The 13,998-nt window shown below is 41.5% G+C and carries 11 protein-coding genes; 2 read left to right on the top strand and 9 right to left on the bottom strand.

Going from position 1 to position 13,998, the window contains the following annotated elements; genetic code table 11:
* The 3 genes from H6G41_RS13030 to H6G41_RS13020 are packed head-to-tail and all read right to left on the bottom strand — an operon-like array spanning position 1 to position 3,783.
* On the bottom strand, positions 1-2,178 hold the full coding sequence (locus H6G41_RS13030) for a serine/threonine-protein kinase (RefSeq protein WP_190746607.1): 2,178 nt from the start codon (positions 2,176-2,178) through the stop codon (positions 1-3).
* 9 nt (positions 2,179-2,187) lie between these two features.
* On the bottom strand, positions 2,188-2,538 hold the full coding sequence (locus tag H6G41_RS13025) for a hypothetical protein (protein WP_190746606.1): 351 nt from the start codon (positions 2,536-2,538) through the stop codon (positions 2,188-2,190).
* 24 nt (positions 2,539-2,562) lie between these two features.
* Positions 2,563-3,783, bottom strand: a complete 1,221-nt coding sequence (locus H6G41_RS13020; protein ID WP_190746605.1) for a hypothetical protein — start codon at positions 3,781-3,783, stop codon at positions 2,563-2,565.
* Positions 3,784-4,083: 300 nt separating this feature from the next.
* Here H6G41_RS13020 and H6G41_RS13015 point away from each other — a divergent pair, with 300 nt between their 5' ends.
* Positions 4,084-4,437 carry a DUF760 domain-containing protein gene (locus tag H6G41_RS13015; RefSeq protein WP_190632562.1) on the top strand — a complete coding sequence of 118 codons (354 nt, stop codon included), beginning with the start codon at positions 4,084-4,086 and terminating at the stop codon, positions 4,435-4,437.
* A gap of 174 nt (positions 4,438-4,611) precedes the next feature.
* On the opposite strand, the gene H6G41_RS13010 is transcribed toward H6G41_RS13015, so the two are convergent.
* The 4 genes from H6G41_RS13010 to pilM all read right to left on the bottom strand — a co-directional run bounded on the left by H6G41_RS13010 (position 4,612) and on the right by pilM (position 9,923).
* Positions 4,612-7,077 carry an AMIN domain-containing protein gene (locus H6G41_RS13010; RefSeq protein ID WP_190746604.1) on the bottom strand — a complete coding sequence of 822 codons (2,466 nt, stop codon included), beginning with the start codon at positions 7,075-7,077 and terminating at the stop codon, positions 4,612-4,614.
* A 197-nt stretch (positions 7,078-7,274) separates the two neighbouring features.
* Complete coding sequence (locus H6G41_RS13005) at positions 7,275-8,045, bottom strand: pilus assembly protein PilO (RefSeq protein WP_190746603.1); 771 nt, start codon at positions 8,043-8,045, stop codon at positions 7,275-7,277.
* Positions 8,042-8,812, bottom strand: a complete 771-nt coding sequence (locus H6G41_RS13000; protein WP_190746602.1) for a PilN domain-containing protein — start codon at positions 8,810-8,812, stop codon at positions 8,042-8,044. The genes H6G41_RS13005 and H6G41_RS13000 overlap by 4 nt, the downstream gene beginning before the upstream one ends.
* A 4-nt stretch (positions 8,813-8,816) precedes the next feature.
* A complete protein-coding gene (gene pilM / locus H6G41_RS12995; RefSeq protein ID WP_190746601.1) occupies positions 8,817-9,923 on the bottom strand; it encodes a type IV pilus assembly protein PilM in 1,107 nt (368 codons plus the stop codon).
* A gap of 141 nt (positions 9,924-10,064) precedes the next feature.
* On the opposite strand from pilM, the gene H6G41_RS12990 reads away from it, so the two are divergent.
* A complete protein-coding gene (locus H6G41_RS12990) occupies positions 10,065-11,366 on the top strand; it encodes a sugar ABC transporter substrate-binding protein (protein ID WP_190746600.1) in 1,302 nt (433 codons plus the stop codon).
* Positions 11,367-11,578: 212 nt separating this feature from the next.
* Here H6G41_RS12990 and H6G41_RS12985 read toward each other — a convergent pair whose 3' ends face one another.
* Positions 11,579-12,649 carry a sensor histidine kinase gene (locus tag H6G41_RS12985; protein ID WP_190746599.1) on the bottom strand — a complete coding sequence of 357 codons (1,071 nt, stop codon included), beginning with the start codon at positions 12,647-12,649 and terminating at the stop codon, positions 11,579-11,581.
* 5 nt (positions 12,650-12,654) lie between these two features.
* Positions 12,655-13,821: an FIST signal transduction protein gene (locus H6G41_RS12980; RefSeq protein ID WP_190746598.1), complete on the bottom strand. Its 1,167-nt coding sequence runs from the start codon at positions 13,819-13,821 to the stop codon at positions 12,655-12,657.
* Positions 13,822-13,998 lie beyond the last annotated feature (177 nt).

The following is a 13,998-nucleotide window of genomic DNA, read 5'->3' as shown; positions in this document are numbered from 1 at the left end:
TTAAATCAACGTCCTTGGGCGTATGCGATTTGCTTCATCAACTAAGTGGATTTTCTCTTTACCTGTGGCTAAATGTGCCATGTCTCGTAAGGCTTTTTCTAGTCCTTGGCGCAGATGTTTTTCTTGCAGGGGTTGTCCTAAAATCTTCATGTCAGCAGCAGCTTTTAATTGCTGTGAGGTAAGTAAATTTAAGGCTGTTTCTAAAACCTGCTTAACTAGCCGATAGCGATCCATTCCTTCTAATGTCAGGGTTTCAATCGCAGAGGAAGCTGTTTGTAGTTCTTGAAAACTGGGAATATCGCGATCGCGGTTAATTAAAGTCCGGGCAATTTCGACTCGCGATCGCGTAAATAAACTAGAAGTAGGCGGTACTCTTTCTAAGGCGGCGACTGCTCCTTGGCGATCGCCTGTTGCAGACAAACAACGGGCTAAACCAAAGGCTGCTGTTACATAACTGGGATCTGTACGGGTGACTAACTCGTACATCTTAATCGCTAGTTGATAATTTTGCGCTTGTTCTGCGGCTAAACCTAGCGCCAATTTGGGTGCTAACTCTCCCGGTAAGTCAAAATAAACTTGATCGAAAGCTTTTTGCGCGGCTTGTGCTTGATTGTGCGCCATTAAAGCCCGCCCCCGATACCAAAAAATTCGCCAATCCCAAGGATCTTTAGCTTCGAGTTTGGCTAAGGCTTCCTCTGCTTCGGCAAAATTAAACCCCTCAATAAAACTATTGGCTAACCGCAGTAATGCTTCGCGGGAATCAGGAAATTGCTTGACGACTTCATCTAAACTCATCGCCCGTTTCATCGGATCGGCGATCGCGCTAGCATTTAGCACTGCATTAAATCCAGGATCGTTAGAATCTAGGATTGGTAACGGTAATTGTTCATATTCTGGTTTAATTGGCTCCAAACTACCACCGTAAGTCAGCGCTAGCATATCTCCCCCTAATACATGGCTAGCAGCTGGACGAGGAATATTTGTTTCCAGGGCGACAACTTCCCGCAGTACACCCAATAATTGATCCGCCATTTCATCGGCTGATTGAAAGCGATCGTCAGGATTTTCCGCAGTGGCTTTAATTAAGAAGCGATACAGAGATTCTTGTTGTGCAAATAACGGTTCTTCTTCGGGACTGGGTAATGTATACAGGTGTTCTTTACTAAAGCCTTTAATATTAGTCAGCAATACTGCCAAAGTTCTGCCAATAGTAAATAAATCGGATACAACTGTCGGCCCTTCACCTGCTTCTGGGGCGCTATAACCTACTGTACCGTAAATATCGCCATCTAAATCCTCAATCCGGCGCACGCCACCCAAGTCAATTAGCTTCACATCGCCGCCTTCAACCATAATATTGTCTGGTTTGAAGTCGCAATATACCATGCCTAAAGAATGTAAATAAGCAAAAGCACTGAGAATCCGGTGAATATAAGCGATCGCTTCCGCTACAGGTAAAGTTCCCCGACTTTTACGAATTTCCTTGAGAGTTTTACCGCCAACATATTCCATGACAATAAAACCCTCAGTACCGTGATTCACAAAATTGTAAATTCCCACGATATTGGCGTGTTTTACGGCTGCGAGGAATTGTCTTTCCGCTACCGCTACGGCTGCACTAGCTGCATCTTCCGTGTTTAGCAGTCCTTTTAAGACAACATAGCGAGAAAGAGTTTTATCGAAACCTAAATAAATCCAGCCTAAACCACCATAAGCGATCGCACCTTTAACTTCATATTGTCCGACAACCAAATCCCCAGGATTCAGACTAGGAATAAAGGAATATTTCTGTCCGCACTTACTACAAAATCCCTTTTCCCGGCGCAACTGGTGATTGCAATTACTACAAAAACGCTTATTCTCCGGCACCATTGGGTTAAGCAGAAGCGCCTTCTCTGGATCGGTAGAAGGTAATTCTGGAACAGAGATTAACCCAGCACCTAATTGTCTGCGACTACTGCGAGCAGAAGTACCACTAGTACGCCGCGAACCCTTAGAACGGTTAGTTAACGGCGAAGAACCCGTACCAGTAGTCACCGGAGAACTTCTCGCAGTAACATTTACACTTTGCTTCTGGCTGACATAGGCAGATTTTACCGCCGCCAACCCACAGACATTACAGTAACCATCTTCAATCATGCCAGTACAGGCATTTCTCGTACAGCGATCACCGTTCATTTAGTTCTCCTAGTTATTGGGCATTGGGCATTGGGCATGGGGCATGGGGCATTGGGGATTTGTGAAGAGATAAGGGTGAAATTTCGGGATAAAATGTGCAACATTCGAGATAAAAGCCTCAACATTCAAGATAAAAGGTGCAAATATCAAGATAAAAGGCTCAACGTTCGAGATAAAAGGTGCAAATTTCAAGATAAAAGGCTCAACGCTCGAGATAAAAAGCTCAACTTCCGAGATAAAAGGCTCAACGTTCGAGATAAAAGGCTCAACTTCCGAGATAAAAGGCTCAACGTTCGAGATAAAAGGCTCAACTTCCGAGATAAAAGGCTCAACAGCCATCATCAATTCATTAGCTCCCATGCCCAATGCCCCATGCCCAATGCCCTATGCCCCATTCCCCATACCCCAATTCAACCGCTTCTCATACTGAGAAACTAACTCAGCCGCCTGATCTAAAGTCGTGGGGCGCGTGTATAAAATTTGCTTTGCTTGTGCAGCTATATCAGATAGTTTGCCATCTTCAATTAATCCTTTAGCTAATGCTTTAGCTTGGAGAGCATCTAAACGTCCGCGTAACTCCCGACGATTGGCTAAAAGGGCACTATTAGCAGTAAATACTTGTTGTTCGGATGCAATATAACCTTGAGCTTTATCGATCCAATTTTCTAAACCGATGATAACTGGATTAACTAACCCCTCCGCTAGCTTAGTTTCTAACCTAGTTAACCATTGAGTCAGGGCATTTAACTCCTCAGCCGTCAATGAAGGCGATTTGATTAAATACCCCACGATTTTCTCCTGAGTTTCCGCAAAAGTAACTAGAGAATTTGCCTGGATTGTAGTTAATTTTTCTAACAAATCGCTAGCGATCGCCAATCTTGCGCGGATTTGACGTTGCTGTTGCAGTGCTTGTTCAACAACCGACTTTACTTTTACCAACATCGGCTGAATTTGTTGTTCAACCTCCACCCTCACCCCTAGAGGATCTTGTTCTACTCGTTGGCGCAAAGATGCGATCGCCGTTTGAATTTGCACCAATTCATCAATAACCTGACTATCTAAGAATTCTGCTGAGTTTTGCAGCGAGTAAATTTGCAATTCTGCATCTGCCAAAATGTTATCTAGATGATTCCAAGCCTCATCCACAGCTAAAACAGCATCCCTAGCCACAGAAAAAGCGTGAGTCATCACTTGTAATAACTCCCCAGGTGCGATCGCATTTACTGTATGAGTAGCACTCAGCAATTCTCTTTGTGCAAGCGGTGTCTGTACTGCTGGTAACTCAATTGAAACACCCATTAACAGTTGTTTAATCTCATCAATCTTGTCTGCGCTGGCTAAAAATCGTGGTAATTGCTGACGTAACTTACCCGCCTTCTCCACCACCCGCACTAATAAATCGAAATATTGAAACAGATCGTTCATCGCCTCCAGTGCCGGAGTCACCCTTTTTGCCGTAATTCCCGCCAAATTAACCTTAGGATAGCCAGAATAACCACAAAGCCTTTGATATGTCGGCTGTTCTTGTAATTCCAGGAGATTTTGGCTAGCCGCATTAATTTTCTGCTGCCAATCCGCCAAAAGTTGGTCGATTTCATCTATCACAGCGCAGACTCCCGTATTCCAGAAACTGTTGTGGTAAAGAGCGATCGCTATCTGCTCACAAAGTATTATCTGTACTTTTGCTTTATAACAACCGTTGGTTAACGAAAGTTGAAGATTTTTACAAAACCTCAGCGTACCTTCGCGCCAACCTCAGCGTACCTTTGCGTTAAAAAAATAAATTTCCTCCTCCCAAGCCTGAGTAGAACAAACCCTTCCTTCAAAGTTCGGTTTCACCAACCCTCCCAAAATCAACAACCAGATAAATTAATAAATAAATCCAGCGTAATTGAAGTAAAAATCATGAGTAACCTTTCCCCTCGCCAGCCAGATTACTTTGAATCGCCAACCCAAAACAATAACTTGTTGCAATACATACAATCCTTAAATCCCCAAACAGTCGCTCAACTTTCTCAACCCACATCACCCGAAGTATTGCGCCTAATTCAACGCGCCATTGTAGAAATGTTAGGTAACTTACCCAATGACAAATATCAGTCCTTAATTACCACCAATCGCGAAGAACTAGGTAGACTCTTAGGTTCTGCAATGGTAGATGGTTATTTCCTCCGTAACGTCGAACAACGCCTAGAAATGGAAAAAACATTACAACTTACAGGGATTACATCCACAGAACCTGACAGCCATAATGCTTAAATTAGTATTACCTTACTCACTCAAAAACCAAAAAATAAATAAAGATGAGAGACCAATAAATCTCTCATCTCCCTAATCTCAAAATCTCTAAAATTCGTCAACAAATTCTCACCAGCTTCCGTAATTACGAACTTGTACTGAGCTTGTCGAAGTATTACGAATTACGAATTAAGATTATCGCTTATTAGAAGGCTGCCAACCACGACGTTCCAACATTTGCCGCACCTCTGGACTAGGATTATAGTTATAGCCATAAGATGAGCGTTCCGAATCATCCATAATTTGAGGTGTCAGCATCACAATCACCTCTCTGCGTTCATTACTTCTGTTAGTCTTTCTAAACAGCGAACCAATTAAAGGTAAGTCACCTAAAATAGGAATCTTCGAGACACTAGTCCTATCTTGGTCTTGAATAATACCTGAAAGAATCAGCGTCTGACCATCTCGCAAACGAATCATCCCAGAAGTCAAAGAGCGTTCAGATACTAAAATTATTTGGCCATTTCCTGTATTTTCAGCAGCTGAAGGTGCGCTAACAGTTGGAGCAACCGAGAGAGAAACAAAACCATTGTCATCAATCCGTTCAATTTTCACATTCAACGTCAGACCAACTTTTTGTTTTTCTATTGTTCTCTCACTTCTTGAGCCACCTGAAGTATCCGTTGTTTGAATAGTTATGTTCCCCACAACTTCTTGAGTCAGATTGACAAGAGCTTGCTGACCTTCTTGCACAATTAAAGTTGGGTCAGTCAAAATCTTAGCGTTACCATTTGTCACCTGAGCCTGCAAACTAGCGAGTAACCGTTTCGGGAATTGATACAAAGACGGAAGTGCAGAGGTTGCAGTACCAAAAGTGCCTGGAGTTACGCTTGTAGTCCCATCAGCATTTATAGTTAGCGTGTTATTTGTTGGCTGGGTAATGTTGGTGAAACCTGGTTGTAATGGGTTGGACGACGCTGGCGAAATTGGTTGATATGTCGTTGCATTTGTGTTGGGTGTTGTAACAACACCTCCTGGCGGAACTGTGACTCCATTAATAATTCGTGTTGTTGGAGATTGGTTAATTATTGTAGTGCCTGGGCCAGCGCCTTCTATGATTGTAGACTGACTAGGATCGACAAAAGGTGTTCCTGTAACTGGGTTTGTGATAACTGGTGTTTCACTCACACTTCTTGCTGCTTCCGTAGCGTTAGCAGGTCTAGAGCCACCAAAATTGAAAGATGCTGCACCACCATCAACAGCAAAGAAGTTATTCCCCGCACCAAAAGAAAAGCTGGTGTTGTAATCCTGCGTTCCTGTGAGATTCACATCCACAATTTTGACATTAACCACCACTTGACGACGGCGGATATCAAGCTGAGTCAGTTGCGCCATCGCAATGTCAATTAATCGGGGAGAACCAATCAAGGTAATAGAATTAGTGCGTTCATCCCCTAAAGCCTGTAAACCTCTAAGCAATGGATTAGAGTCTTTAAAATCAACTCGTTGAGTCTCTAATTTAGTTTCTGTAGTGGTCTGAGTTTGGGTAACTGCGGCGGCTGAATTCCCTACAGGAACAGCACTAACACTAGTAACCAATCGTTCGCGGCTAATGGCGCTTTCTGCACCCATACCGACTAAAAAGTTGAGCGCCACACCCACCGTTACCTGATTAAGTCGCAGGCTACGCATCACCGTGTCACGGGTAGAAGTAGGCAGTTTTGAGCCTACAAAAATAGTGCGACCACTACGGTTAGCCTCTAAACCACTCAAGCGCAAGACGTAATTAAACACATCTTGTACAGGTTCGTTTTCGATATCTAGAGAAATGGTTTGAGAGATGGCTTGTCCACTAGGTGCAGTACCACCTGCTGCACCTGCACCTTCTCCACCTATATAAGCTAGGTTTAAACCAGCCGCACGGGCTAATAGTGACAATACTTCTCGCACAGGAGCATCTCTGAGTACTAACCGTGGGACACGTTCCTGAGTAGCTAGGTCAATCGTACTGGGAGAAGCATCAGTATTAGAGATAGCAATATCTCCTACTGGTGGAGCCACAGCTCTAGGTAAAAAAGGCGGCCCCTGATATGTAGGTTGTCCCGGGCCGGCTGGCTGTGCAGGTTTGCCATCAATCGTCACTTCGGGATTGGGAACAAGAACATTGGGCTGTTTACCCGGTTGAGATGGGGTGGTTGGTGTTGGGGTGGTTGGTGTTGGGGTGGTTGGCGTTGGAGTTGATGCTGTCGTGCCAGATGTGGGGCTAAAGCTGAGAGTAATCCCATTATCCTTTCGCACCACAGGTTGATTGCTAGGGGCATCATTGCTTCCAGTTACCACCACCCGGATGCTATTAGCATCAAGCTGAATAATTTCGACTGAGGCAATTCCCGAAGAGGGGTTATCTTTACGGAAATTATTGCCTTGTGGTAAGCGTAGTTGAGTATTAATAATATCTGTAACTAAAGTTTTGCCTCTTTTGGTCGTAAAAATTTGCGGGCGCGACCCTGAAGATGTTTTTAAAACAACATTAATTCCACCATTAACTGGATTTAGCTGTACGTCAGTAATTTGGGTAGTGTCTGCCCAAACCGGTTGAGCTGCCAAGAAGATAAATGCAGCAGTACCTAATAATAAATTATTACCGTGAAGCTGTTTCACAGTTCATTCCTCACCTGATAAAACCTTGTTGACAAATAATTTTTGAGTAGGTATCTTGCTACCTGTTTGTGCCCAGAACTAGGTTAGGGGCTAGAGATTAGGGTTATTTTCGTGACTCGCTGATTAGCAAGACTACTAAATTTAGATTCATAATTATGAATTGTTGATTTCCCTGCTGTTTTTGTAGCTATTTGCTGTTACTTCTTAGGAGGAGCCGCCGCAGCTGCTGCCGCCGCTATTTCCTCTGGAGTAAGTGGCATTAATGCTTGTAACTGGAAATTGGTATTAATTGATGACACAAAAGTAGGCTTTTGATCGCCTTTTTCTTTTGATGATTCAACGGGTAGTCGTTGCAAGGTAGATTGATAATCTTTAACGATCAATAAGGGCTGTAAACGCTCAATATTCCGCATAATTGATTGCGTTTGTTCATAAGTACCAACAATTTGAATATTAATGCTGCTACGTTTGAGTTTGCCATCGACTTGTAACCCAAGACTACCATCAGTTATCGGTTCTGATTTTTGTCCTGCTGGTACATACCTTTTCAGTTCACCTCTAACACCATTGGCAGAAATTTGGGCATTAGTAGTTTCCACCAGGCGATTTAAATCTAGTAACAATGTATCCAAGGTTTTTTCACTAGCAAATAAATTTAAAACTTGGATTTGTTGCTGTTTTGCCTGGTCTAGCTCAGCCTTAACCTGATCAATCTTTCTAATACTGGCCTTTTTTTGATCGACTTGTCCTTGTAGTTCGCTAATTTTCCCTTGCTGTTGTTGATAGCTATCCCAAGCAGGCATTAGCATGTTGAGAGCTACATACAAGGCTCCACCAAGACCTAAGACTGCTACCGCAATTCCAATAATTTGTGGGGTAAAGCTAATGCCAAATAGCTTGGGTGAGCTGGGAGATTCAGCAAATTCCCCACTATTTTCAGCAAAATTAAAATCTTCACTCACCGTCATTTTGAAATGGCTCCTGTTTGTTGCAAACTACGAATTCGCGCCACCAGTCCTACGGTGCCTTTTTGCTCTAGCTCTCGGATTAATTCAGAGGCTGGTACATCACTCAAACTTGATTGAATAGTGTATTTAACCACTTGCAACGGCGGAATTTTGTCACCCTCTTTAGCATTAGCAACCACTGGTTGTATTGGTGCATTTACCAACTCTGCGGTCACAATTTTGCTTTCTGATGGCTTTAAAAACCTCGACTGTTGCAGAGTCAGCAAGAAATCATTGACATCGTTAAAAGACCGAGCCATACCCGTGATTTCTATACCGCCGGCTGGATTACCTGCTGGTTGTCCTGGGGCTGGTGCAACGGCTGCAATTTGCCTGATGTTCTCAATTTGGACTTTAGCAGGAATGCGATCACGCAAATCTTGTAACATGGCTGACCAAGGTCGAATCTGGTCAAACACTGTCACCAAAGCTTGTGTTTCCCCTTTAACTTGGTTGGTCTGTTCTTTAATTTTGTTAATATTTCCGATTTCTGTGTCTAACCTCTTGTTTTCTTCATCTAGTTGTGCTATTTTTTGCTCTGATTCCACCACTTTCGCTTGTAACCACCACAAACCACCTACCGCCGCCGCAGGGAAGCATATGCCTAATGCTACTCCCACATATAACGGTGTTAAATTCCCTGTAGGAAATTTAATTCCAGGTTTCTTCGTAACCTTTTTTTGGTAAGTTGGGCGGTCTTTGAGAAAGTTAATATCCAGACTGTACATTCTGTTAAACCTCCCTCATTCCTAGACCCATTACTGTTGCTAAGCCAGAGCGTTGCACTACAGGGTACTTTTCTTCGTTAAGTTCTAAGGACAAAGATGTTATTGGATCGATTTGGGCAGTCGGTAAGCTTAATCTTTGGGTGAAAAACTCATCTAGTTGTTGTAGCCCACCACCAGGGCCAGCAAGGAAGATTTGTGCTATTTCCAGATTTTCACTTTGATTGAGGTAAAAATCGATGGAACGACGCAGCTCGTCAGTCAGTTCGCCCAAAACTCTTAATATTGCTGCCATACCGGGATTAATATCGGTGAGACCAGTTTTACCACCCTCTATAGGAGCTGTCATAATCGCCATTCCCTGCAACAGTTCCATATCTCGCGATGTGGGTAAACTCATTGCTTTTGATAAGGCCTGTTGCATTTGGTAAGTGCCTATAGGTACCGTCCGGGAAAACTGGGGTACACCATTGACAATAATGGCAATTTCTGAGCTATCAAACTCGATATCAACCAATACCGCTGCTTCTTGCGGGCCAAATTGTCGCAGTTGATCGCGAATTGTGCGAATGAGCGCAAAACTGTTAATCTCTAAAACGTCGATTTCTAATCCTGCCTGCTCAAATGTACTGATATATGTGTCCGTTACCTCCTTACGTGTAGCTACTAAGAGTACTTGTACCTTTTCTATGCCATCCTCATCTACAAAGTAGCCAAGTTTCTGGTAATCTACATCAGCTTCTTCGCGAGGATAGGGTAAATACAAAGCTGCTTCATGGTTGAGTACCATCTCTCGCAGTTCTTTATCATCTAACTCGGCCGGTACAGGTATTAAACGTACAATTGAATCTCTTCCTGGTACAGCAGTCGCAACCCGAGAAGCTTTGATTTTATTGTCAGCAAGCGCTTGCTGAATTAGCTGCGCCATCGCTGGCGGATCGGTAATTTGTCCGTCGGTAACCAGTCCTTCAGGAACTTCTACCGATATTAAGGCTTCTATTTTAAAGCCTTGACGCTGTTTGCGTAATTGAACTATATTCACCCGTTCAGGTGCTAGTTCAATACCGACTCCTTTATTAGATTTGCCAAACAGACTATTGAAGCTTTTCACCACTTTTTTGCCCGTCGCACTGCTAAATTGAAAAGTTAAATGATACTAAAAAACTCTCTTAGTACTAGGTAATTGATTTAGCCTATAATCTCGACAATTCTGCATAAGCTTTTCGTTCAAAGCAAGCGTAAATATACTAGTAAAATGTTTAAAATTCACAAATTCAAGCGGCTATCTGTATTTGTACTGCTCGGTTTATTGACTAGCTGGATTGTTAGTTGCAGCACAGGTAAAGTTGCCACCCAAACACAACAAGCTGCTGGATCAGGAGCAAGGGTTGAGTTTTGGACAATGCAACTCCAACCTCAATTTACGGACTATTTTCAAAACTTGATTGCCAGTTTTGAGTCACAAAATCAAGGTATAAAGATTAATTGGGTTGATATACCCTGGGCTGCGATGGAGAACAAAATCTTAACAGCTGTATCAGGGAAAACGCCACCTGATGTTGTCAATCTCAATCCAGATTTTGCTTCGCAACTTGCAGGAAGAAATGCTTGGCTGGATGTTGATACTAAAGTTCCACAAGAAGTACGTTCCTCCTATCTGCCAAATATTTGGAAAGCTAGCACTATCAATGGTAAAAGTTTTGGTATTCCCTGGTACCTCACCACCCGGCTAACCATTTATAACACTGATTTATTAAAACAGGCAGGTATCAACAAATCACCGAGTACTTACGCAGAATTAGCCCAAGTTGCCCAACAAATTAAAGATAAAACTGGTAAATATGCCTTTTTTGTGACTTTTGTACCGCAAGATTCCGGAGAAGTTTTGGAATCTTTTGTGCAAATGGGAGTCACCTTAGTAGATACCGAAGGGAAAGCAGCTTTTAATTCTCCTCAAGGAAAAGCCGCTTTTCAGTATTGGGTAGATTTGTATAACAAAGGATTGCTGCCGAAAGAGGTATTAACTCAAGGTCATCGTCATGCTATTGATTTATATCAAGCTGGAGAAACAGCATTTTTGGCTTCTGGGCCTGAGTTTTTGAAGACGATCGCCAATAATGCACCAAAAATTGCTCAAGCTTCTGCGATCGCACCCCAAATTACTGGTGATACTGGTAAAAAAAATGTTGCTGTGATGAATGTAGTCATCCCCAAAGACAGTAAATATCCTGATGCGGCTGTAAAATTTGCTTTATTTCTCACGAACGATCAAAATCAATTAGCTTTTGCTAAAGCTGCCAATGTTCTACCATCTACAGTTAAATCACTTACTGATAGCTACTTTAAAGATGTTCCAAGTAATGCCACAACAGTGGAAAAAGCCCGAGTTGTTAGCGCTCAACAACTACAACAAGCAGAAATATTAAAGCCGAGTTTGAAAGATATCAAAAAATTGCAAAAGGCGATTTATGAGAACTTACAAGCAGCAATGTTAGGAGAAAAGACAGTAGATAAAGCTGTAGAAGATGCAGCCCAAGAATGGAATAATAGGGTTTAGGGCATGGGGCATTGGGCATTGGGTATTTTGAATTGTATGTCTCCCTTACATTATCGGAAATAAAAGGGTTTAAGACCCCTACGTCTATACGTAGTATCATTTTCAGACAGGGTTTAAATCCCCGTCTGAAAATGTGTTTAATTTTGAATTTTGAATTTTGAATTTTGAATTTTGAATTGTTAATTCTCTTGCTTTCTCTTGCTCTATGACAATCAACGCATGGGAATTTGAATGACAAATTCTGCTCCTTTTTCAGGTTGAGAATAGCACTCTAATTTTCCACCATGTAGTTCAATAATAATTTGGTAACTAATTGCTAAACCTAAACCTGTACCTTTGCCTACTTGTTTAGTAGTAAAGAAGGGATCAAATAATTTTGTCCTCACCTTTTCATCCATACCCATACCGTTATCAGCAATGCGAATTTCCATCCAATTATTTGCGATAACTGCTGTTTGGATTTTAATTTCTGGCTGCTGAATCATGCATTGCCCTAAGTTAGTTTGATTAGTCTTTAATATTAATTCTTCTAAAGAATCAATGGCATTAGCTAAAATATTCATAAATACTTGATTTATTTGTCCGGCATAACACTTAATCAAGGGTAGTTTGCCATAATTTTTACTGACTTTAATTTCGGCAATATTACCGCCGGCTTGTTTGAGTCGGTTATTTAAAATAACTAGTGTACTATCGATTCCTTCATGAATATCAACTGATTTAAATTCGGCTTCATCTAAACGTGAAAAAGTTCGTAGAGATTTAACTATCTCCGAAATTCTTTCTGCACCTACTGTCATAGATTGGAAGAGTTTATTTAAATCTTTCTTGAGAAATACTAGGTCAATATTTTCTATTTCTTTTTGAATTACTAAATCTGGTTCGGGATATTTTTTTTGATAAAGTTCAATTAGTTTCAATAAATCTTGGAAATATTGTTGCGCATAATTTAAATTACCATAAATAAAGTTGACTGGGTTGTTAATTTCATGGGCAATCCCAGCCACCATAATTCCTAGAGCAGACATCTTTTCCGATTCCACCAACTTCATCTGTAAAGTTTTGAGATTTTTGAGTGCATCCTCTAGTTCATCACCGCGATTTCTCAGAGCTATTTGTGAATCTTCTAACTCGGAAATGACATTTTTCAGGATGTTTTCTCTAACTTCACTGGCGTTTTCTAGTTGTTCGCGATCGGCTTCTGAACGCTCTAGTTTCTTTTTTAAAGTGCGAACTGTTTTTTCTAATTCTTTTAGCTTTTTTTCATGGTCGCTGGGTTCCATAAGCCCTATTTTGTTCCTAGAAGCAAAGTCACAAAAGTTTCTTGGTGATAGTAAGTGGAACCATGAGGTTCTAGGGGTGCAAATTCACCATAGGTATAGAATCCACAAATAGGTATTGCTTGAGAAAGTGCATTTTTTACAAGTTGATATTCTTCTTTGGCTCTCGTGCCTAAAAGCCAACGACGACAGCAACAAGAAAATAATAAAATTGCTTCTGGTTCAGTTCCTGGATAATTTTTTAAAGCAGTTTGGAATGAAGTTTCAGCGGCAGCAATTACTTCGTCTCGACGAATATCTGTGACTTGAATTATGGCGTTCTCTGGGACATTACCGAGAAAATTGATGCTACCAGTTTCAAGATTGTGAGTATTAGGCACGCGCATGTAGTAGCGATCGCTATCTCCTTCATATACAGCTAGTGGATGTTCTGCCGTTGGCGGGCGTTCACCCAAATATTTTTGATAATATTCCATTGCTGTTCTACCATCAATTTCGTAAAGGACGGTTCCCTCAGCTTTGGTGACTACGCTTTTACGTCCAATGGGTTGCCAACCACAAGCAATTCCATAAGAAAAATTAATATCTCCCCCAAATATCAACACTGGCAAAGCATCAGTCAGAACTTGATTGCGGAAAAATTGGTAAGTTTTTTGAAACCTAAATTGATCTCCCGCTGTACCGCCGATAATAGGCATTTGGGAACCTAAGGCTAGTTTTAGTCCCTGGAGAATTAACTCTCCATTCGTCGTTGAACCATCTTCTATATAGCTGGCTGGTAAAGTAATGCATAATTTCGGGCTATTAGTCATTTTTGCTGTTGCTTGTTTGACAGCTTGTTCAGCCGCAGCAAAGGGGTTTTCTTTGGCTCCATAACCTACACCAGTACTGATTTCTACCGTATCGGAATAGAACAGCATCAACGTTAGAGAATCTTGTTGAAATCCTAATACGGAAGAGGCTTCACCATCTGTGGTGCAACCTATCAAATCTATTTCGGGAAAAACTTGGTTAATTTCTTTGAGGATTAATTCATACTCAAAATCAATAGCAGTAAACAAAATACCTGCTTGAGGTATTACTCCTACTAAGTCTTGACTACACTGTTCTAAAACTTCGGCAATTGCGTCTTGAGAATCTGGATCGTCACTGTGACCTACAACAACTTTTAGCATATTTATCTCCTATTAACCAGAAAGTTCTATAGCAGTGTCAATTAGGGTATTTATCTGCTAGATAATTTCTCAGTTAATTTTGCCCAGAAAATATAGTTGTAGTCACAACTATAAATTAAATTTACATAATAAATTTAATTACTTAGCATCAGATGTAAAACCAAGTTCAACCACGAC

Origin of the sequence: Tolypothrix sp. FACHB-123 (genome assembly GCF_014697075.1) — a bacterium.
Taxonomy (GTDB): domain Bacteria; phylum Cyanobacteriota; class Cyanobacteriia; order Cyanobacteriales; family Nostocaceae; genus Aulosira.
This window is presented reverse-complemented; position numbering and strand designations above follow the sequence as displayed.